The sequence below is a fragment of the Adhaeretor mobilis genome (assembly GCF_007741515.1).
GTDB lineage: Bacteria > Planctomycetota > Planctomycetia > Pirellulales > Lacipirellulaceae > Adhaeretor > Adhaeretor mobilis.
In genome coordinates this window covers 1,264,820-1,283,819 of record NZ_CP036263.1, presented here as the reverse complement: position 1 = coordinate 1,283,819, position 19,000 = coordinate 1,264,820, and the positions used below count along the sequence as shown (strand labels likewise).

Below are 19,000 nucleotides of genomic sequence, written 5' to 3'. Positions count from 1 at the left end.
ATGGTGCATTCGTCGGACGCGGTTCTCCCGCGACCCTTCTGAGTGAGGGCTCCGCTTAGGCTATACTTGAGTCCAGGCGGCCCAGCTCTCCCAAACCGCACAATCCTTTGAGCTGCTAATGTGGCTTCAGCGAAACACTTCTTTATGTCTCAAATCCCCACCTACAAACCTGAACACTTTATCAACCGCGAGTTGAGTTGGCTGGAATTCAATACGCGTGTGCTGGAAGAGGCGCAGGATGCTTCGAACCCGCTGCTCGACCGCCTAAAGTTCCTCGCGATCTTCAGTTCCAACTTAGATGAATTCTTCATGGTTCGCGTGGCCGGCTTACGCGAGCAGGCGTTTGGTGGGGTAGTAGCTCAAGACAAGACTCCCGACGACATGGCACCGATCGAGCAGCTACTGCAGATATCACAACGAACGAAGCAACTCATTAGCGATCAATGCGCTTGTTGGAATGAGGATATTTTACCTAGCTTGGCCAAAGAAGGAATTCGCATTCTTCAGGTCGATGAATTGAACAAGAAGCAGAGTAAGCTCGTTAGCGATTTCTTCCAGAAACGCGCTTTTCCCATCCTTACACCGATGGCGATCGACCCCAGCCACCCTAGCCCAAGGTTTCACAACCGGGGCGTCTACCTGGCCGCTTCGCTGCAGCGCGTGAGCGGCCTGGGACCGGCCGACCTGTCGGCGGTGGTTCAATTGCCCCAAGTTCTACCAAGGTTCGTGCCGGTGGGCGAGCCCGGGGAGACCACTTTTGTACTTTTGGAAGATGTGCTCGCTTCGAAATTGCCCGAGCTATTCGGCGGGTACAAGATCGCTCGCCACACGACATTCCGTATCACACGCGATATGGATGTCGACCTCCTAGACGAAGAAGGCGACGACATGTTGCGCGCCATTGAGACGAGGCTGCGTGAACGTCAGCATAGCGAGGCTGTCAGATTGGAAGTGGAAAAGGGAGTGGCGAGCAACTTGCTAGCCATGATCACCGGGCAGGAGAAGCTGCACCAGGACATTCCGGTCGAAGGGCAAATGTACGACGAGATTTACCCAGTCGATGCCCTGCTGGACATGACCAGCCTCTGGGAATTGGTACGCCTGCCCGGCAAAGCCGACCTTCGCGAAGCTCCTTTCGTAGCACGCATTCCGCTGGGCCTCCACCTGGGCGAAGATCTATTCGCTGAGATCGCCGATCACGATATTCTGCTGCATCATCCGTTCGATTCGTTCGATCCGGTAGTGCAATTCGTGCAACAGGCGGCCGACGATCCTCACGTTCTTGCGATTAAACAAACCTTGTATCGCACCAGTGGCGACAGCCCCATCGTGCGGGCGTTGATTCAGGCAGCTGAGAACGGGAAGCATGTGACAGCTTTGGTGGAACTGAAGGCTCGTTTCGACGAAGCGAACAACATTAGTTGGTCGAGAATCATGGAGCGAGCTGGCGTTCACGTGGTGTACGGCTTCATGGATCTGAAGACGCACAGCAAGCTCTCCATGGTCGTCCGCCAGGAGAACAACAAGGTGAGACGCTACGTGCACCTAAGCACCGGCAACTACAACCCTTCGACGGCCGCCCTCTACACGGACACGGGACTCTTTACTTCCGACAAGCTAATGGCAGACGATGCGACGGCGCTGTTCAATTTCCTAACTGGGTACTCGCAAGGGCACAAATGGGAGAAATTGGTCGTCGCACCGCAAAAGCTGCATCAGCGTACGCTGGAACTGATCGACGCCCAAGCCGAGCGGGCCCGCGAGGGAAAGTCGTCTCGTATTTTTGCCAAGCTCAACTCGCTGGTAGATCGACGGACCATCGAGGCGCTCTATCGGGCGAGCGAAGCGGGCACGCAGATCGATCTGGTTGTCCGTGGCATCTGTTCACTCCGGCCAGGACTACCGGGCATTTCAGAGAATATCCGTGTACGCAGCATCGTCGATCGCTTCCTGGAACACAGTCGTATCTTCGTGTTTGGAGAAGGCTCAAAAAGTGAAGTCTACATGACCAGCGCCGACTGGATGCCCAGGAACTTCGAGCGTCGCGTGGAAGTCATGTTCCCGATCGAAGACCCCCAACTATGCAAGCGAGTCATCGAAGAAATCATCCCCGCTTACTTGCGAGACAATTCCAAAGCACGAGAACTGATGCCCGATGGAAGCTACCAGCGCGCAAAGCCTAAGGGAAAAGAACCCGAGTACCGTGCCCAACGCGATTTATTGCTTAATGCCACTCTCGGTAACTCAAGCCAAGCAGGGCACACCAACGGTCAACTCAGTGACAAATCGAAGAAGCGATCGAAAAGAAAGCCGGCTCGCAAGTCGCGATAGCACAAGTCGTGAGTCTCGGTCACGGGGCCGCTTTCGCTGACCAACTCTGCTTTCCAGCGATAGAGCAAGTTCGTATTGCCAATGCCCAGATTGTCAGAAACCGAACTGGCCGAGTAACCATCGACCATCATCTGGACGGCTTGCTGTTTGAACCCACGGGTAAACGTGCGACGGGTCCGCTTCTCGGCTGAGCGTTTCTTCTTGGCCATCGTGGCCCTCCTAAAAATGGGGCTTCAAGGCCTACCATCTTAGAGGTTCACGCGCCCGTCAAGCCTGAGCCACCTCAAAGTGAGTCAAAAACGACTCGATCTGCCTCGCGCCCATCTCACGCGGATGTCGCTTGTTATGAAACAGAATGTATCGCCTGCACCAATCGACGTAAGCCTGTTCGGTGCGGTAAGAATAATGCTTGGTGCGTAGCACATTTCGCAACTGATCGAGCAACTTGGGTGGCTTTGTAGGCAAAGTCATTGCTATGCCTTCCGGATCGGGTTGGATAAACCCCCAGGCAGGGCTAATAAAGCGAGAGTGTACCTATGTATACGTACCCTGTCTTTCCCGGTCAATAGTCTTATGCACAAATAATGTGTATAAGTAGTGCTTACACACATTGTTTGTGTCTAATAACAAGTTAGCCGCCTAAACTTTCGCGAACTGCAATGACCAAGACACGAGAAACGAACACCATTACGAAAATCATCTTCATGGTGCTGCTTGCTCCGGTTGTTGTCCTAATCATTCCGTTTGCTCTCGCGATGCTTTTTGGACTGCTGGTTTATGGAATCTCGTTGACTGCGATTGTATGGCTGGTCTGGTGTTCACGGGGAATTGACACATTGGTCGTTTACTCTGACAGCCCGAATTGGCACGACTACATGACTAAATCCATGATTCCTCGACTTCAAGGCCGATCAATAATACTTAACTGGTCTGAACGTCGGAAATGGCGTTCACTGACGCTACCTGTTGCTGTTTTCCGCTACTTTGCTGGCCATCGCGAATACAATCCGTTTGTGATCGTGCTACGACCGTTTCGGTTGCCAAAAACTTTCCGGTTCTGGCGGGCGTTCCTAGATCGCAAGCACGGGAATCTCTCACCGCTACACGAACTCGAAGCCCGATTATTCAATTACCTCAACATCCAAACTCAATCAACCGGCGGATAACAAAGCGATGAACCGAAGCGACGGTGGCACGTGCATACGAATGGCTGAGACTAATGCCGTCGCTCGGTTATCGCGGTCGTTATGTCGCTGAACTCAAATGGGCGTTGATATCACATTCTTTGCGGAACAATGCTTGCCGAGTGGCGAATGGGCCATCGTTGGCGAACTCGTCTCAAACGCTGACTATTTCCCGGACGATCCCGATTCCGCAAACGAACCAGAGCTGGTTCCACCTTCTCTCGACATTCCACGTTGCTCGCCGTTGTTTGCAATTCTGGCGAACGTCAACAACTCCAGAACCGCAGAGCCCTACGAATCAATCGCGCAGCCGCGTGGCATACCAGATGACGCAACTAGTGAAACTAGAGCATGGTTCAGCGCATGGGAGAGTGCCTTCGCGGCAAGTTGGTTGACATTAAACGAAATCGACAATTTCAATTGGAATCGCGTCACCCAGCAATACGGAAATGTCGATTCTCGGGCCGCGCATCTCTTTGAGAACAATCCACTTGGTTTCCCATTCGACAAATGGCCTAGCGGTCTTCAAGTTTCCTATTCAGTATCTCCGACTGACACTGGCAATGCCCGATGGCGCGCTACGAACGCCGAATCTGCTGGATTCAAATGGTTTCGCGAAATGCTGGTTCCTTACGAAAACCTAGACATGGTAAGATTTATCTTTTGGTTTGACCACTAACGCAAATCGCAACATAACAATGTGATGCACGTGAAGCCGGACTTGCGCGTGCTTTTGAAATGGATAGATTATCGTTCCGGCTCGGTGATCACGGTCGTTATGTCGTAAAGACTCATGATGGTACGAACCGGAATCACTAGCTTCTACGGGCGGAGACCGCTTCCGGAATTCTTGTTCGACGATTTCAAACGTATCGCGTACGGCTGCGCGACTCCATGCGGCTACGCCGTCACAGCCTTGACTGAACGCGGATTGACACCGAACTTTCATACCGCTGCCCTAGAAAACGGCAATGATCGGGTTCACTTGCTTGGCCATTCAAGTTATCGAATTATTGCCTTTGCTAATCCTCGCGAAGACTATTCGTGCGAATTGTCGTTTCGTGACCTACCTGTTATTGCAGAAGCATTGAGGCAGATGTTTCCTGATGTGACCATTGCAACGGTGGAAGAACTTTCAAGGCCCGTTACCAAAACAGAGCTTGAACTACTTGATCGTGCGGAAATCGAACAAGTAAAATACTGGAAACCAGTTACCGTTGGAGAGCTTGCATTCAACTGGTGGGACTAAGAATACGACAGAACCATGCGGTGAACCGGAGTCGCGAAGCCGGGCGCAATCAAATGGAAAATCACTTGTCGCGACCGAGTGATTTTGGGCGTTAGGCGGCTGGATTCGAGCGATGTCCGACATTTCCTTGGTTCGTCCAAATTCCAATCACCAGCATGCCTTTTTGGAGGCTGTGCAAGCGAGCAAAAGCCTTCACAGCGGGTGGGTGCGGCCCCCTCAAACCCCTGCTGAGTTTGATTCGTATGTTGTCAAATACTCCTCGACGAATCACCTAGCGTATTTAATAATTCAGGGAAGTAGTCTGGTCGGTGTCGCGAATTTCAGTGAAATCGTTTTGGGCAACTTTTGTTCAAGTTACTTGGGTTATTATGTGTTTGATCCTTTCTCAGGTACTGGAAGCATGAAGCGTGGGCTAATACAGGCAATATCTCGTGTTTTTCTAAAACATGGCCTAAACCGAGTTGAAGCAAATATTCAGCCAGAGAATTTGAGATCTATCGGCTTGGTGCGGAGTCTTGGATTTCGACGAGAGGGCTTCTCTGAACGCTATTTAAAAATTGATGGGAAATGGAAAGACCACGAAAGGTGGGCGGTGCATCAAAAAGAGTGGGTGTACTCTGGCGCCGCCTAACAAAAAGATGCAGCTGACAATTGCAAAAGCCGCTCGTTTGGCTACGTCAAGCTTCGCGTCTTTTGCAATCGCAGCTGATCTTTAGCGTCATACGGCTACAAGGAATCCAGTGAATCTAAAACTGATAGCCTGGGCTCCTGGGAAACGATTCGACGCGGAGCGCAAACTATGCGCCGATGGCCGAGGTGGCTGGGTGTTCTCGCAAGTCAATGTCGACCGTCACATAACTGACTACCAAGACTACTGGCTAACCTTCTATTTTGCTGTACTGGTCAAATCGGCAAATGAGAATGATTTCGTGGAATCCACCCATTTAACAGCTGAAATGAACGGGATTGAGATCGGCACAAATGAACTGGAGTGGAAACGACCGAACCCAATGTGGGGTTACGCGGATGGCGACTCGATTTTTGAGTTTTCGCAACCCATAATGATGCAACCGACGCAAGACGGAATGATCACGTTCAAACTACGAGCGAAACTAAATTCACAATCAGATTGGATGTCCGTCGACGGAAGCGGATACTGTAGAATCAAACTGGTCGAACAGGACGAACTGCCAGACCGCTGGGTCGGTTCGACATCATTTTCGTTTCGATCACTATTCAGAAGACCATTTTGGGGCCTTGCCAATCGAAAACGGGGCTGACATCGCCGCATCACAATGTGATGCACGCGCAGCCGGACTTGCGCTTGCTTTTGAAATGGAAGATCTTCCGTTCCGGCTCGGTGAACCCTGACGTTATGCGGCAAAGATACACAAACTCAAATCAACAATGAAAACAATCGCCATACTATTGATTCCGCTGCTCATCGCCTCTTCTGGCTGCGAATCGGGCGAGATACAACAGGCCACGAACGCAACTCCTCCGGCAAAGGGCGCGTCCTCCCCCGTGCAAAGCGAAACTTGCGTCATTCACTTGGACACGCACCGAAACGTGTTCGACAAAAATCTACCAACGATTGGCGTCATCCTTTTCGATGACGTCTTAATGACTGAGGTCACTGCACCAATCGACGTCTTTTCGAAACCACGCGAAAACGGAACGAAATTGTTCAATGTCGTGACCGTTGCCGAAACATTGCAACCCGTTGCAACCGAGAGCGGTTTACGGATGCTTCCCGACTACACATTCGCGGATTGCCCGAAACTCACCGTTTTGGTTGTGCCGAGCGCCTATGACATGACCGAAACTGTCCGCAATGGCGAGATCGTTCGTTTTATCAAAAAACAGAACGTCAATTCTGAATTCACGATGAGCAATTGTGCAGGCTCTCAATTGATTGGCGAATCAGGAGTTGCAGACGGTCACAAGATTGTCACGTATATCGGTGGTGGCAAGGAACTCAAAGAAAAATACCCCGCGTTAGAGGTTCAGGACGACCAAGCAATCAGTTTCGTCGAGGATGGGAAATTCCTTTCATCTAATGGCAATCTTGCAAGCTACATCTCCGCGCTTGAACTGCTGGAAAAAATGAGCGACAAAAAACATCGCGAATTTGTTGAATCATACCTTTACATTGAACGGTTAACCGACTGGGACAAATCAAAACGCGAACCCGAATAGCCGCATAATAACAAGTTAGCTGCCTCATGGTGCTCGACCGACTCCAACGCTGGTATCACGATCAATGCGACGAAGACTGGGAGCACCAGTACGGCGTCAAGATCGATACGCTCGACAATCCTGGCTGGTCAGTGAACATCGATCTGATCGGCACATCGTTGGAAACTAAGCCGTTTGCTGAGCTACGCGAGAATTTGGACGATGATGACTGCCAGCAGTCAGATCGCTGGATGCATTGCCGTGTGGCCAACAAGGTTTGGATAGGCTTCGGTGACGAGACAAAGCTAGAGCGGTTACTTAAGACGTTCCTCTCGTGGGCCGAAAGCGACGGCAGCTAACCAGCGGCTGCAGTTGACCGGCTACGCCCGCGATGTTCTATAATCCTGGCTCAGCGTCGTCTCCTGCGGGCGGCCGGCAGCTGAGCCTTTTACGTTATCACGCTCGGGCAGTTAGATGGCGAATCCATATCAATCGCCGAGGCACGCTTCTGGTAAGCCCGCACGTGTGTGGCTTCCCTGGCCAATCCACGTCTTTGCCGGTCGCTATTTTCAGGTGATTTCGGTTATTCAAATTGTTTCGATGGGAATTGGCTTACTCTTGTTCGACCGTCTCAATATGGACCCTTCGTGCGTCCTTACTTGGTGGGGCGGTAGCTGCCTCGTTCGCCGTAACAGCATTGCCAGACGCTGGGTCATTGGTTTTTGCATATTCCTTCTTTCTGGTGTAGCCTTTATGGGCGCGTACGCAATGCTCTTTGGCGCGAGTAGTTTCTCCATTCGCATTTTTTACGAAATCGAACATCCAACATTGACGCATGTCTTGGTGCCATTGGGCATCATAGTTTGCATTCTCGCTGTCCCAGTTTTTCTTTTGCAGACCGCCCAGGCCATTGCTGAATTCAACTCTCACGAGAACGCGGGATAATAATGTGATGCACGCGAATCCGGTCACGCCGAACGATTGGCTTTGAAGATTTATTCGAATGAAATATCTTTGACAAATCGAGAATCTATCTGTCTAATCGACATCTTTATGACATCGATCGTGGGCAACGTCGCTCGTCGGCTCGGTGATCTTCGCCGTTAGATGGCTCAAGTAACCATTCCATTTACCATTGGAGATACAACATGAAACGAATGGTCACCGCGTTAGGTGTCTTGTTCGCTGTCCTGGTGCTCGCACCGATTGCAGCCCACGCTCAACAGAAAAAACCGAACATCCTCGTCATCTGGGGAGACGACATCGGGGTTTGGAATATCAGCCACATGAACCGCGGCATGATGGGCTACAAGACGCCAAACATCGACAGAATCGCCAAGGAAGGGATTTCCTTTACCGACTACTACGGTCAACAATCCTGCACTGCAGGACGCGCGGCCTTCCTCAATGGCAGTGTTCCCGTCCGTACCGGCATGACTAAGGTCGGCCTTCCTGCAGCGCCGCAAGGCTGGCAGGAATCCGACGTCACCTTCGCAGCAGTCCTCAAGGGCCAGGGCTACGCTACCGGCCAGTTCGGCAAGAACCACCAGGGGGACAGGGACGAACATCTGCCGACCAATCACGGCTTCGACGAATTCCTGGGCAACCTCTATCACCTGAATGCGGAAGAGGAGCCGGAAGACCGCGACTATCCCGCCGACATGAAGCTCGCTGACGGCTCGACTTTCCGCGAGAAATTCGGTCCCCGTGGCGTTATCCGTTCCTCTGCCGACGGCAAGACCGAGGATACCGGTCCACTGACCAAAAAGCGGATGGAAACCGTCGACGAGGAAACCCTCGCCGCCGCCAAGGACTTCATCCAGCGACAGCACAAGTCGGGCAAACCCTGGATGTGCTGGTGGAACGGCACCCGGATGCACTTCCGCACCCACGTCAAGGAGGAGCACACCGGGATCGCCGGTAAGACCGGAGACGAATACCACGACGGCATGGTCGAGCACGACCTGCATGTCGGGGAACTTCTGGCCCTGATCGATGAACTTGGCATTGCCGACGACACGATCGTCCAGTACAGCACCGACAACGGTGTCCACTACAACACCTGGCCAGACGCGGGAACCACCCCATTCCACGGCGAGAAGAATTCCAACTGGGAGGGCGCCTTCCGCGTCCCCTGCTATGTTCGTTGGCCCGGAAAATTTCCCGCCGGCGCAACGGTCAATGGTATCGTATCGCACGAGGACTGGCTTCCTACATTTGCCGCAGCAGCCGGCAACCCGGACATCAAGGAGCAACTGCGCGAGGGTGTCGAGTTGATCGGACGCACCTACAAGAACTACATCGATGGCTACAACATGCTCGACTACCTCAAGAAGGCGGGAAGCTTTGAGACCATCGACGCCGACCTCGAGGCCTGCCCGCGACAGGAGTTCATTTATACAACCGACGGTGGCGAAGTTTGCGCCATTCGCGTTAAAGACTGGAAGGCCACTTACCTAGAAGAGCGGGCCACTCGTCTGCAGATCTGGCGCGAGCCGTTCATCAAATTGCGCACACCGCATCTCTACCATCTGCGCCGCGATCCTTTCGAAAAGGCCCAGGCCGGCTCAAACACCTACGAAGACTGGTTCATGGACAAAGTCTACCTGCTGGCTCCGATGCAGGTTGTCGCTTCCAAATTTCTCATGACCATGAAGGATTATCCGCCGAGCCAGACGCCCGGAGACTGGAGCCTCTCCACGCTCGAAGAGCAGATCAAGGACATGAACCCGGGCGGAAAGTGAGCGGATTGGATCATCTGGCGGGCGTCTCTTAGGGGGCGACCCGCCAGTCTTCGCAATGAATATTGAAAAAGTAGAAAAGAGACTGTGAAAACACGATCAATTTAGCTGTTGAGCGTTTTCACACTCGCATTCATTGTGGTCCCCGCATGTGCCGCCGAGCCTTTACCTCCGTGGACCGATACCGCAGCCAAAGCACTTCCAACTCGCCTTCGTGCTGGATCGCGTCAAGACTCTACAAGGAATTGGTCTATCAGCCGTTGCTCGAGCTGCTGGCCTATTTGCGGGCGAACGGGTTCAAAACGTTCAGCATCTCCGGTGGCGGAATCGAGTTCATGCGACCCTGGACCGAGGCGACCTACGGAATTCCGCCGGAGCCGGTCATCGGCAGCAGCGTTAAGACACGATACGAAGTCCGTGACGGCAAGGCGGTCATCGTCCCGTTGCCGGAAATTGATTTTATCGACGACACGCCCGGCGAGATTGGACCGTCGTCGATTCGAAGCAAGACTGTAAGCGGATCTACTCAGGCGACACGAAATAGCGAGAGCCACACTGTACTGAAGGCCAGCTAACAAATCGGTGAACCGGAGTTGACTCGCCTTTCAGTTTTTCAACGTTGATTCCTTTGATTTCGATTTCGGGCTTGTCAACGAGTATTCCGTTGGTCCACCAACCCGGTTACCTCGAACGTTAGGCAAGAAAACTCCCCCGCTTCTGACCCGTTTCCGGAAAGTTTAAACATCGAGGACTAATATTTTCGGCGTTTCTTATGGGTGTGACAGTATCGCCAAGCATCATTTTCGGGAAAGTTCAGTCCCAAAACTCGCTTAGCGCATAACCCTATTCCGTTGGTCGCCACACCCCCTCTAGTAGTTAAGAAACCGTGCAAGGCGCAGCTCGCGGCTACTTCTGCCTAACTAATACGACAGCGAAGTCGATGCGTACTAGCGACTCTTCACACGGTGGATGACACGCTTGAGCAAGGGATCGGCCTTGGCGAGCACATCCTCACCCTCCTTCTCCGCTTCGACCAGCTCGTTGATCTGATCAATGTAGGCGGTTTGCAAATGATCTGTCAGCGGATCGAGGCGCAACTTGAGTAACCCACGGAACGTGCCACGCCAGCGATCGGCCGTCAGTGCCCAGCCGTTCAAGCGTTTCAAATTGCCGCGAGCGTTGAAGTACATTAGCTTGCCTGTGTGACGGTAGCCGAACCATGGCGGCGGAGTGCGTGTGACGATATCGTTGTTGTTCACCCAGCGATAGTGATCGAGCTTGTAGTAGTTCACGTAGCGCTTGTTACCCACACGGGGCGACCCGTAGGTAAACAGCCCCGCCGGCTCTGACTCAATGTGTGAAAGCTTGCAGCGCCCAGCACAAATGGTTGCCATCGCGCCACCAAGCGAATGCCCGGTCATCCACAATGTCTTCGCATTGTTGACCAATTCCTCTTCAAGCTGCGGCCAGAGGTCGTCCACTTCCTGCTTAAAGCCCCGATGCACGCGACCGACGGTCTCAGCTACCGCGGACAGCGCATTCAAGTCGGCTTTGATGTCGTTCCAATCGTCAGCTTCGGTGCCTCGGAAAACGATAACGGCGTCGCACTCGTTGGAAAAGAGATACGCCTGCGACCCGTCTGACTCGAAGTAGCGCACCCGCGGCATCCCGATCAGTTCAGCTAGCTTCACGACGACATCGTTCGTGTAGTAGGCGATGTCCGAAAGCTCAGCAAAGAAGAGCGACTTCTGGAGTAGCGACAGACTTTCGAGCGGATCAGAGAGTGGCTGTGACTTCCAGATGTGCGGTAGCTCAGCAGCGGCCTCGGCCAACGCTTCAGTCTCTTCCACCGTGGCTGTCGGGGAGGTCAATTCCATCGGTAAGCTCCTATCTCTGCCAAGTCAATATTATCGACCTGGATTATAGGATGATGCGCGATATTTGAGAATCCGTTCGCAACCTAGAATAGTTCGGGGGGTCTAAATGATGGGAGAAACAGGATTTCACTATCTTTCAATCCTACCCATCCTGCTGATCCCGGTAGAATTACTTAGCGTGTGCCTGCAGTGCCTCCCAAAACGGACGAGCCGCTTTGATCTCAGCTAGCACCGCTTCGTTATCCGCAAAGTGTTCCTTGGCTGCGTCGAGCCAATCGAGGAAGAATTGCACGCTCTTTGAATCCACGTGCTTCTGAGAGCCTTGCTCCACATAGTACGGTCCTGTGGTGGCGTATTGGTAGAACTCCGTGTTGTTCGTCACCGCGCGAACGGCAAACCAGCCGCTGGCGTCGAAGGGCACTTTCGGCAGACGCCCCCCTTTGCTGGCCATTTCGTCGAGACGGATTTGGTGGAGCGACTCGCCATTCTTGATGATCTCCAGATACTCAACTTGGGTTTCTTCGTAGAATGCGAGGTCGAGGCCGATTTGAAAATCTCGCCGTTCTCCCTGCGAAAGTACAAACACATGTCCTGGCGGACGCTCCTCCACACGTGTTCGCAGGAGCGGCCCGTTGGTCACGAAAACTTCACCCGCAGCAAGACCTGCTTGCCAGTCGTCGCGCGTGAACTGATCCCCGCATTGCACGTAGGCTCGATTCGCCCCGATGGCATTCGCGGTGAGGCCACTGCCGCTACCTGCCGAGGGAGCAATCTCGATCCCACAGTTGAGTACGTGATGATAGATATGCTCGCACCAGCGCCCGTAACCGAGCTTACCCGGAAAAAATTTACGATCCGGTAGTCGGCCTTCAAATCCCCTCTGTTGCTTGCCAAAACCTTGCGAGAAGCGGTCGAGAACCATGATCGCGTCGAGACGATCATTGGCAATCCAAACTGGCAGCAGCCAGGCAGTGGCATCACCAACGACAAACGGTTCCACTTCGGGCTCTGTATCGGGAATGGCATCGGGAATGGCATCGGGAATGGCATCGTGAATGTCATCGTCGCGAATTGCAATCAATCCCGTGTCTCCCTCAGGGGCGCTTATTGCCCAGGGCCCGTAGGCGGGCGATTGGGTGGTGACTGCTTCAAAACCTTTAGCTATCTTCTGCTCCTTCTTCCGTCCGCGCTCAGTCCACTTCATGGTAACTGGCACGTAATCGACGCCGCGGGCACGCATCAAGAGCGGTACGTGTTCGAGTTGCTCGCGCACATCCAAGTCACCCGCCCACCAGCCTTCGGCTTGCATGTCGATGCGGCGCAGTAGCGTAACCGTTTTGGCATCTTCGGCCCGTCGATCGATCTTGAACGTCCCTGGCCGCGTGCGATATTCGGGGCCCGCTTCGATGAGGAATTGGTAGTCCCCACGACGGAGGCGCAGGGGTACTTCGCCATCGAAATAGAGCCCCGCATCGGTCGGCACAGCCCCTTTGGCGCGTGTTCGCACGAGGCGGCCCCGCGCGTCGCGGAGCTCAATTCTGGCGGCCAGCGGTTTGCCCGTCTTCTCGTCGAGGACCGTGAGGGTGAGTTCGCCATCGTACTTGGCGGCCTGGGCTGGGGTGGGCAGCGAGAGCAGAAGTAGAACGGCAAAATGGCACGCCCCGAGGACGGACGACATCTGTGGACGGAGCACATTGGCTATTGAGATCGCTTCCATCCTTCGATTCTAACCTGAGGAGCAAGGGTCCGTTAGCCGTCGAACTTGCTCACTGCGAAGTTTGCCGAAGCGATTTGCGTTCAGCGCTACCCTTCTTGCTCAAGTTGGCTAAAATGGAAGGTTCAACCTTCCTCCGCACCTCCAGCTCTCGAAATTCCTAATACGTGGCTGACGATTATTACAAAACGCTAGGCTTGGGCCGCACTGCCTCGGACTCTGAAATCCGCAAGGCGTATCGCGAACTTGCGCGCAAGTACCACCCCGATCACAATCAGGACGACCCGTCCGCGAAGCAGCGATTCCAAGAAGTCCAAACCGCTTTTGATACGCTCAACGACTCGAAGAAGCGGGAGATGTACGACCGCTACGGCAGCGCTTACGACCAGATGGGGGGCGGCCCTGGCGGTGGCCCAGGACCGGGAAGTGGGCCATTTGGTGGTGGCTTCAACGGTGGCGCCGGCGGGGCGAACGTCAACTTCGAGGACTTGTTCGGCGCTGGTGCCGCGGGCGGAGGAGGTGCGGGCGGCTTTGCTGATTTGTTCAAACAGTTTGGCGGTGGCGGAAGAAGCCGTCCTGGTCGTCAGCAACGCACCAACGTGCGCGGGGCAGACATCGAGCACGAATTGACGGTTCCTTTCGCAACAGCTGTCACCGGTGGCGAGGCACAAATCTCGGTCCGACGAGCCGATGGACCAACGACTGACAAGTTGGGCGAAACGATCCAAGTAAAAATCCCAGCCGGCATCGAACACGGCAAGAAGATCCGACTGCGTGGACAGGGCGACCCCGGCATTGCTGGAGGCACGAATGGGGACATTCTCATTAAAGTAAACGTGGCACCGCATCCCGTGTTTCGCCGTTCCGGCAAACGCTTAGAAGTGCGCGTGCCGATCACGCTTGCTGAAGCCGTCGCCGGTGGGAAAATCGATGTACCCAGCCCTCACGGCACACTCACTCTTACCGTGCCACCAGGAAGTTCCAGCGGCCAAAAATTGCGTGCCAAGGGACAAGGCGTACAACCAACTAATGGCGATCCGGGAGACTTGTATGCTGAGCTGCAGATCGTACTGCCCGAAGACATCAGTGAAGAAGATCGCAAGACGGTTGCCGAAGTGCTTGGGAAGTACGACCAGTCGCCACGCGACGAATTGAAATGGTGATGCAACTCCGACACGCTTTCCCCCAGCCCGCGAGCGACGCCTCGCGCGGTATCTCTTTGTGTGAGGCGTAGCATGTGGGCATGTAGGGAGAACGAAGCGTCTCAAGTTCGATAATTCCATGCCTGACTCAACCTTCCCTAAACACCTGCACTTGCTGACTTCCGCGGAGTTTGATCGCGTGTTCAGCGCGCGGTGTAGCAAGTCGGATGGCTGCCTGGTTGTGTACGCCGCTGAGAATACGCTTGGCACTCCACGCTTAGGCTTGGTCGTGTCCAAGAAAGTAGGCAACGCAGTCGTGCGAAATCGCTGGAAGCGTTGCCTCCGGGAAGCTTTCCGGCTCGCGCAGCATGAGTTGCCTCAGAATCTCGATCTGGTTGTCCTTCCCAAGTCGAGGAGTGAGCCAGCAACAGCTAAGTTGCAAGCATCGCTCACCCACTTGGCGGCGAAGCTGGGAAAGAAGCTCAGCCCATGAGCGCCCGGCCTGGCAACCCGCTCTTGAGGATTTCTCGCGGTATTGCTGTTGGATTGATTCGCGGCTATCAGTATACCATCAGCCCTTGGCTGGGGCCCAGTTGCCGATTCCAGCCAACTTGTAGTGAATATACGATTCGCTCGATCCGCAAGCACGGCGTGTTGCTGGGCTGCTGGCGAGGGCTACGGCGTATTTCACGGTGCCATCCCTGGGGTGGAAGTGGCTATGATCCCCCTCAATGACCAAAGCACTGCCAATAGCGGAGCCTGCGTTTCCTGAGACAATCGACTACTTTTGACTCCCAGAAAATATCGCAACCCTAGTTGTACACTGCACTTACAGACATACACCCACTAGCCTTGAAGAGCTGCGAGAAATACAAGAAAATTCGGCAAGAACCCGCACTAAATCATGAATTTCTTGCTAGGATAAGAGGCTGGGGCGGTAGCCAACCGAGTCATGGTTGACTTAATTGGCCGAAATCATCATTTTTGGAGGGTTCTAATGCATTGTTCATATTCCCAGTTGCCTCAGGCACTGGTACGCGCTTTCGCGAAGTCTCTAGCCTCAGCTTTACTGCTAGCTGCTCTCGTTGGATCTGCTACGAGCGCTGAAGCCGCAATTTTGCACGGCGACTTCAGCGACGTCCCACCTGGGGGCGTCATGTATCTTGATGTCACGGAAAGTTCTTTTTCCAACCCGGTACCTCCAGTGCTCTACGGAGCCCCCACAGTTACCGGTAACCTGCTGGATTTCGATCCAACGGCCTTCGGAGTCTCCTCCTCAGGTGGAGCTTCCAACTTGGTTGATGGCCAACTCAATTTCACTATCGATGCCCTGCCTGGAGCTGGCCTGACCGCCTTCTCAATTGTCGAAGGGGGCGATTTTAGCTTCTCTGGAGTAACTCCCACGCCTAGCACCTTTGTTTCGGCTTCCGCTGGAGCAACAGTTAGCATTACCGAAGTGGATGGCGCTGCTCTGTTAAGCCCCATCCCTGTCTTTGCTTCGGACATCTTTGTTACCGATTACCCAACAACCGGTGGTGCCCCTTCAACGGGCTTGTTGCCGTGGTCACTTGTCACCTTTGTTGACCTCGCCTCGGCTCTGCCATCGGGTTCCCTCGCAACCAAGGTAGAAGTGGCGATCAACAATCAACTCAGCACAGCTTCGACCCCAGGCAACCAAGCGGCAATTGCCAAGAAAGATTTCAAGATCATCCCCGTTGGCGACTTGGTCCCGGACGAGATCGTCCCTGAGCCCTCCAGCCTAGTTCTTGCTTGTCTCGTTGGTCTTGTTGGCACAGGTAGGCGAAGAGTACGCTAAACCTTCTGAAACTAATTACAATTCCCATCAACAAGCCTGGGCGGCAAGCGTGTCGCCCAGGCTTGTTTTGTTTGTGGGGTCAGTTTGTGAGACAGCTGGCGCGGTGTGCGGCGGATACTGCGTTGCAATCCTTGGGGTGGGAGCGGGTACGATCCGCCGTTGTGATTTGCGTATCCTGTGCGTCGCATGTGGGAGATGACTATTGTGTGTGATATTATGTTTTTCTTCAACCAACTATTTTTGTAACACTTCAGCCGTCCGAAGTGAGCACATCCTATTAGCCGTTTTGGCGCTAGCCACGGTTGCTTGAATGAACCGTGGCAAGCGCCAGTCGGCTACTTTTTCATGATCGCTCTTAGGCTACTTCAGACGGCTGAAGTATTACCTATTTTTTATTCTACTCATTGCGAGATCTGATAAATGCCTGATTCAGCAAACAGAACCAGCGACGAGACAAGACCATCGCGGCCCCCTGTGACTGCCGATCAACTTCGGAAGCTGGCTATAGCTCATCGAAGAGTAATTCTCGCTGTGTTGCTCTATTTTCTTTACATGCCGGTGCTTCTGGGTTTTAAATCAGCCGGGCTGATGGCAGAGAAGGGCCAGCCTGCTGAGGTGGGAGATCACATCACTACAATATACGTACTGGCATTTTTGGTTTTCGCGCTCTTCGCTGTGTACAAACTCGCGGGAATGCTCAAGGCGGAGCAAGGCATTGGATTCTTGTACGCAGGTTTGATGTTTGTACCCGTCGTGGGACTCATTGTGCTGCTCTGGATGAATCATCGGTCAACTAAGATTTTGAAGAAGTACGGAGTCAAAGTTGGTCTTATGGGAGCTGATTTAAAATCGATCAGTGAACCTGAAGTTAATTGAGCGTTATGATGATGGCAGCTAAGCCGCGAGCGGCCTCGTGCTAGCACTGCCCTGCCCTCCTATTGACCGCCCGGCGCGGTCTTTCTACAGTTCCCGGCGATTCTCACAAGATGGTCGTTCGCGGAGCACCGAAGCATGGGGCATTCTTATCACCAACACTCTGGCATTCGCCTGGCTATTGCTGGGCTTGGGTGCGCGCTGCTAGCGCTCACTGGTTGCATGGGGCCAATTCTGCGGCAGCAGAGTCCCGATGCGGAGCTCACCGAGGCAGCTGCGCAAGACAACCAACTCGTGGGCGGCGTTGCGCACCCGCATGGCATGGGCTACATGAAGGTCGAGGCTATCGGGCTGGTCACCGGGTTGAACAGCACCGGTGGCGATCCGCCACTTTCCGGGCAGCGTGCTGGGTTACTCGCTGAGATGAATCGCATGGATATTGAAGACCCCAATGCCGTGCTAGCTTCGCCGCAGACCGCTATGGTGATGATTCGTGGGCTGCTGCACCCCGGCATACAAGAGGGTGACAAGTTTGATATCGAAGTCGCCACGATGGCACGCAGCGAAACCAGCAGTCTACGCGGCGGCTGGCTCATGGATACACGACTCACGGAAACTGCCGTGCTAGGCGGACAGGTACGCAAAGGCCATCCGATGGGCCTTGCTGAAGGAGCGATCATGGTCGATCCCTCATCCGGAGAGGACGGCGAAGAAGGGCACACCACGCGCGGCCGCATTCTTGGCGGCGGCGTTGCCAAGAAGTCGCGCGGACTGGGATTGATTATCGATCACCAGCACCAGTCGATTCGGCTTAGTCAGGCGATTGGCAAGTCGATCAACAATCGATTCCATTCCTACGACGAGGGTCAACGCGAAGGTGTTGCTACGCCCAAGACGGATGAATATGTAGAGCTTCGCTTGCATCCTCGTTACAAAGACAACGTGTCTCGCTTTATGCGAGTCGTACGTAGTATCCCGCTGCGTGAATCTCCCAGCCAACGTCAAACCCGTCTGGGACAGCTGCGAGATCAATTGTTGGACCCGGTTACTACCTCGACTGCCGCCTTGCGTCTGGAAGCGATGGGTGACGAACAGGCCATCACTGTCCTCCAAGAGGGTGTCAAGTCAGAGGACGCGGAAGTACGTTTTCGTGCGGCTGAAGCGTTGGCTTATCTCGACGTGACCGAAGCGGTTGAAACCCTAGCGAACGTGGCACGCGACGAACCGGCATTTCGGGCTGAGGCGTTTCTGGCTCTGAGCGCCATGGACGACGGCGTAGCCTACGAAGAACTTACCGAACTACTCAGCACGAAAAGTGCGGAGACTCGCTACGGTGCGTTCCGATCTATCTGGCACATGGCTCCTGGGGATCCGTTGATTCGCAGTCAAGCAATCACTGACAAATTTGGGTATCACATCTTGGATGTGAAAGGGCCAGCCATGGTTCATGTGACACGTAGCCATCGGCCAGAAGTCGTACTGTTTGGCAAGCATCATCGCCTGCAAACGCCATTGGTATTGGATGCTGGGCCGCGAATCATGATCAACGGCGACGGCGATGAAATAAAGATCAGCCGTTTTGGTGTGAATGAACCAACACAGCAGCGTACCGTCTCGACGGACCTCGACGCGGTCATCCGTGCCATCGTCGACCTGGGCGGCGACTACCCAGACGTGGTGCAAATGTTGCAACAAGCCAAAGAAACCGGAGTGCTCCCTAGTCGCTTCAAAGTGAACGCACTACCCGAAGGTGGGCGTCGGCATGCACGGGAAACCGAGAATACCGAAACGACTGTCGAAACCGGCAAGCTTAAGAAGCAAGAGAACGTGTAATATTGAACCACGGAGTCACAGAGGACACGGAGAGTCTAGCTCTTTAGCAATCCTTCCTCCGT

The 19,000-nt window shown here is 53.9% G+C and carries 21 protein-coding genes and 1 pseudogene; 18 read left to right on the top strand and 4 right to left on the bottom strand.

Annotated features, from left to right (window positions below; translation table 11 throughout):
* Window positions 1–144 precede the first annotated feature (144 nt).
* Window positions 145–2,331 (top strand): polyphosphate kinase 1, encoded by a 2,187-nt coding sequence (gene ppk1 / locus HG15A2_RS05070; protein ID WP_145058458.1) that lies wholly within the window; start codon window positions 145–147, stop codon window positions 2,329–2,331.
* Here ppk1 and HG15A2_RS05065 read toward each other — a convergent pair.
* Window positions 2,271–2,540 (bottom strand): transposase, encoded by a 270-nt coding sequence (locus tag HG15A2_RS05065; RefSeq protein WP_145058456.1) that lies wholly within the window; start codon window positions 2,538–2,540, stop codon window positions 2,271–2,273. The two genes, ppk1 and HG15A2_RS05065, sit on opposite strands and share 61 nt — an antisense overlap.
* A 58-nt stretch (window positions 2,541–2,598) precedes the next feature.
* Window positions 2,599–2,802: a phage integrase N-terminal SAM-like domain-containing protein gene (locus HG15A2_RS05060; protein ID WP_145058454.1), complete on the bottom strand. Its 204-nt coding sequence runs from the start codon at window positions 2,800–2,802 to the stop codon at window positions 2,599–2,601.
* A gap of 188 nt (window positions 2,803–2,990) precedes the next feature.
* Here HG15A2_RS05060 and HG15A2_RS05055 point away from each other — a divergent pair, with 188 nt between their 5' ends.
* From HG15A2_RS05055 to HG15A2_RS25050, 10 genes are all read left to right on the top strand, one after another.
* Entirely contained in the window at window positions 2,991–3,497 is a 507-nt protein-coding gene (locus HG15A2_RS05055; RefSeq protein ID WP_145058452.1) for a hypothetical protein, read from the top strand.
* Window positions 3,498–3,594: 97 nt separating this feature from the next.
* Window positions 3,595–4,194, top strand: a complete 600-nt coding sequence (locus HG15A2_RS05050; protein WP_145058450.1) for a hypothetical protein — start codon at window positions 3,595–3,597, stop codon at window positions 4,192–4,194.
* Between the two features lie 171 nt (window positions 4,195–4,365).
* Window positions 4,366–4,764: a hypothetical protein gene (locus tag HG15A2_RS05045; RefSeq protein WP_145058448.1), complete on the top strand. Its 399-nt coding sequence runs from the start codon at window positions 4,366–4,368 to the stop codon at window positions 4,762–4,764.
* 112 nt (window positions 4,765–4,876) lie between these two features.
* Entirely contained in the window at window positions 4,877–5,395 is a 519-nt protein-coding gene (locus HG15A2_RS05040; protein WP_145058446.1) for a GNAT family N-acetyltransferase, read from the top strand.
* Between the two features lie 193 nt (window positions 5,396–5,588).
* Window positions 5,589–6,044, top strand: a complete 456-nt coding sequence (locus tag HG15A2_RS05035; protein WP_145058444.1) for a hypothetical protein — start codon at window positions 5,589–5,591, stop codon at window positions 6,042–6,044.
* Window positions 6,045–6,192: 148 nt separating this feature from the next.
* Window positions 6,193–6,963 carry a DJ-1/PfpI family protein gene (locus HG15A2_RS05030; protein WP_246117886.1) on the top strand — a complete coding sequence of 257 codons (771 nt, stop codon included), beginning with the start codon at window positions 6,193–6,195 and terminating at the stop codon, window positions 6,961–6,963.
* 26 nt (window positions 6,964–6,989) lie between these two features.
* The gene (locus tag HG15A2_RS05025) at window positions 6,990–7,301 is read left to right on the top strand and encodes an immunity 53 family protein (protein WP_145058440.1); all 312 of its coding nucleotides are present in this window, start codon (window positions 6,990–6,992) and stop codon (window positions 7,299–7,301) included.
* A gap of 166 nt (window positions 7,302–7,467) precedes the next feature.
* Window positions 7,468–7,887 (top strand): hypothetical protein, encoded by a 420-nt coding sequence (locus tag HG15A2_RS05020; RefSeq protein WP_145058438.1) that lies wholly within the window; start codon window positions 7,468–7,470, stop codon window positions 7,885–7,887.
* A gap of 203 nt (window positions 7,888–8,090) precedes the next feature.
* Complete coding sequence (locus HG15A2_RS05015; protein WP_145058436.1) at window positions 8,091–9,686, top strand: arylsulfatase; 1,596 nt, start codon at window positions 8,091–8,093, stop codon at window positions 9,684–9,686.
* A 146-nt stretch (window positions 9,687–9,832) separates the two neighbouring features.
* On the top strand, window positions 9,833–10,258 hold the full coding sequence (locus HG15A2_RS25050; protein WP_246117885.1) for an HAD family hydrolase: 426 nt from the start codon (window positions 9,833–9,835) through the stop codon (window positions 10,256–10,258).
* Between the two features lie 372 nt (window positions 10,259–10,630).
* Here HG15A2_RS25050 and HG15A2_RS05005 read toward each other — a convergent pair whose 3' ends face one another.
* Window positions 10,631–11,560: a lipase family protein gene (locus HG15A2_RS05005; protein ID WP_145058434.1), complete on the bottom strand. Its 930-nt coding sequence runs from the start codon at window positions 11,558–11,560 to the stop codon at window positions 10,631–10,633.
* Between the two features lie 169 nt (window positions 11,561–11,729).
* Window positions 11,730–13,277 (bottom strand): CehA/McbA family metallohydrolase domain-containing protein, encoded by a 1,548-nt coding sequence (locus tag HG15A2_RS05000; protein ID WP_145058432.1) that lies wholly within the window; start codon window positions 13,275–13,277, stop codon window positions 11,730–11,732.
* Between the two features lie 164 nt (window positions 13,278–13,441).
* Here HG15A2_RS05000 and HG15A2_RS04995 point away from each other — a divergent pair, with 164 nt between their 5' ends.
* The 7 genes and pseudogenes from HG15A2_RS04995 (at window position 13,442) to HG15A2_RS04965 (ending at window position 18,938) form a co-directional block, all read left to right on the top strand.
* The gene (locus HG15A2_RS04995; protein ID WP_145058430.1) at window positions 13,442–14,437 is read left to right on the top strand and encodes a DnaJ C-terminal domain-containing protein; all 996 of its coding nucleotides are present in this window, start codon (window positions 13,442–13,444) and stop codon (window positions 14,435–14,437) included.
* Window positions 14,438–14,555: 118 nt separating this feature from the next.
* Window positions 14,556–14,909: a ribonuclease P protein component gene (gene rnpA, locus HG15A2_RS04990; protein WP_145058428.1), complete on the top strand. Its 354-nt coding sequence runs from the start codon at window positions 14,556–14,558 to the stop codon at window positions 14,907–14,909.
* Entirely contained in the window at window positions 14,906–15,151 is a 246-nt protein-coding gene (gene yidD / locus HG15A2_RS04985) for a membrane protein insertion efficiency factor YidD (RefSeq protein ID WP_145058426.1), read from the top strand. The genes rnpA and yidD (HG15A2_RS04985) overlap by 4 nt, the downstream gene beginning before the upstream one ends.
* Before the next feature lie 262 nt (window positions 15,152–15,413).
* Complete coding sequence (locus HG15A2_RS04980) at window positions 15,414–16,232, top strand: PEP-CTERM sorting domain-containing protein (RefSeq protein ID WP_218932334.1); 819 nt, start codon at window positions 15,414–15,416, stop codon at window positions 16,230–16,232.
* Window positions 16,233–16,328: 96 nt separating this feature from the next.
* Window positions 16,329–16,397, top strand: a pseudogene (gene yidD, locus HG15A2_RS25045) (membrane protein insertion efficiency factor YidD); the annotation flags it as partial.
* A gap of 309 nt (window positions 16,398–16,706) precedes the next feature.
* Window positions 16,707–17,108, top strand: coding sequence for a hypothetical protein (locus HG15A2_RS04970; RefSeq protein WP_145058422.1), 402 nt, complete (start codon window positions 16,707–16,709; stop codon window positions 17,106–17,108).
* A gap of 135 nt (window positions 17,109–17,243) precedes the next feature.
* Window positions 17,244–18,938 (top strand): flagellar basal body P-ring protein FlgI, encoded by a 1,695-nt coding sequence (locus HG15A2_RS04965; protein WP_145058421.1) that lies wholly within the window; start codon window positions 17,244–17,246, stop codon window positions 18,936–18,938.
* Window positions 18,939–19,000: the final 62 nt, after the last annotated feature.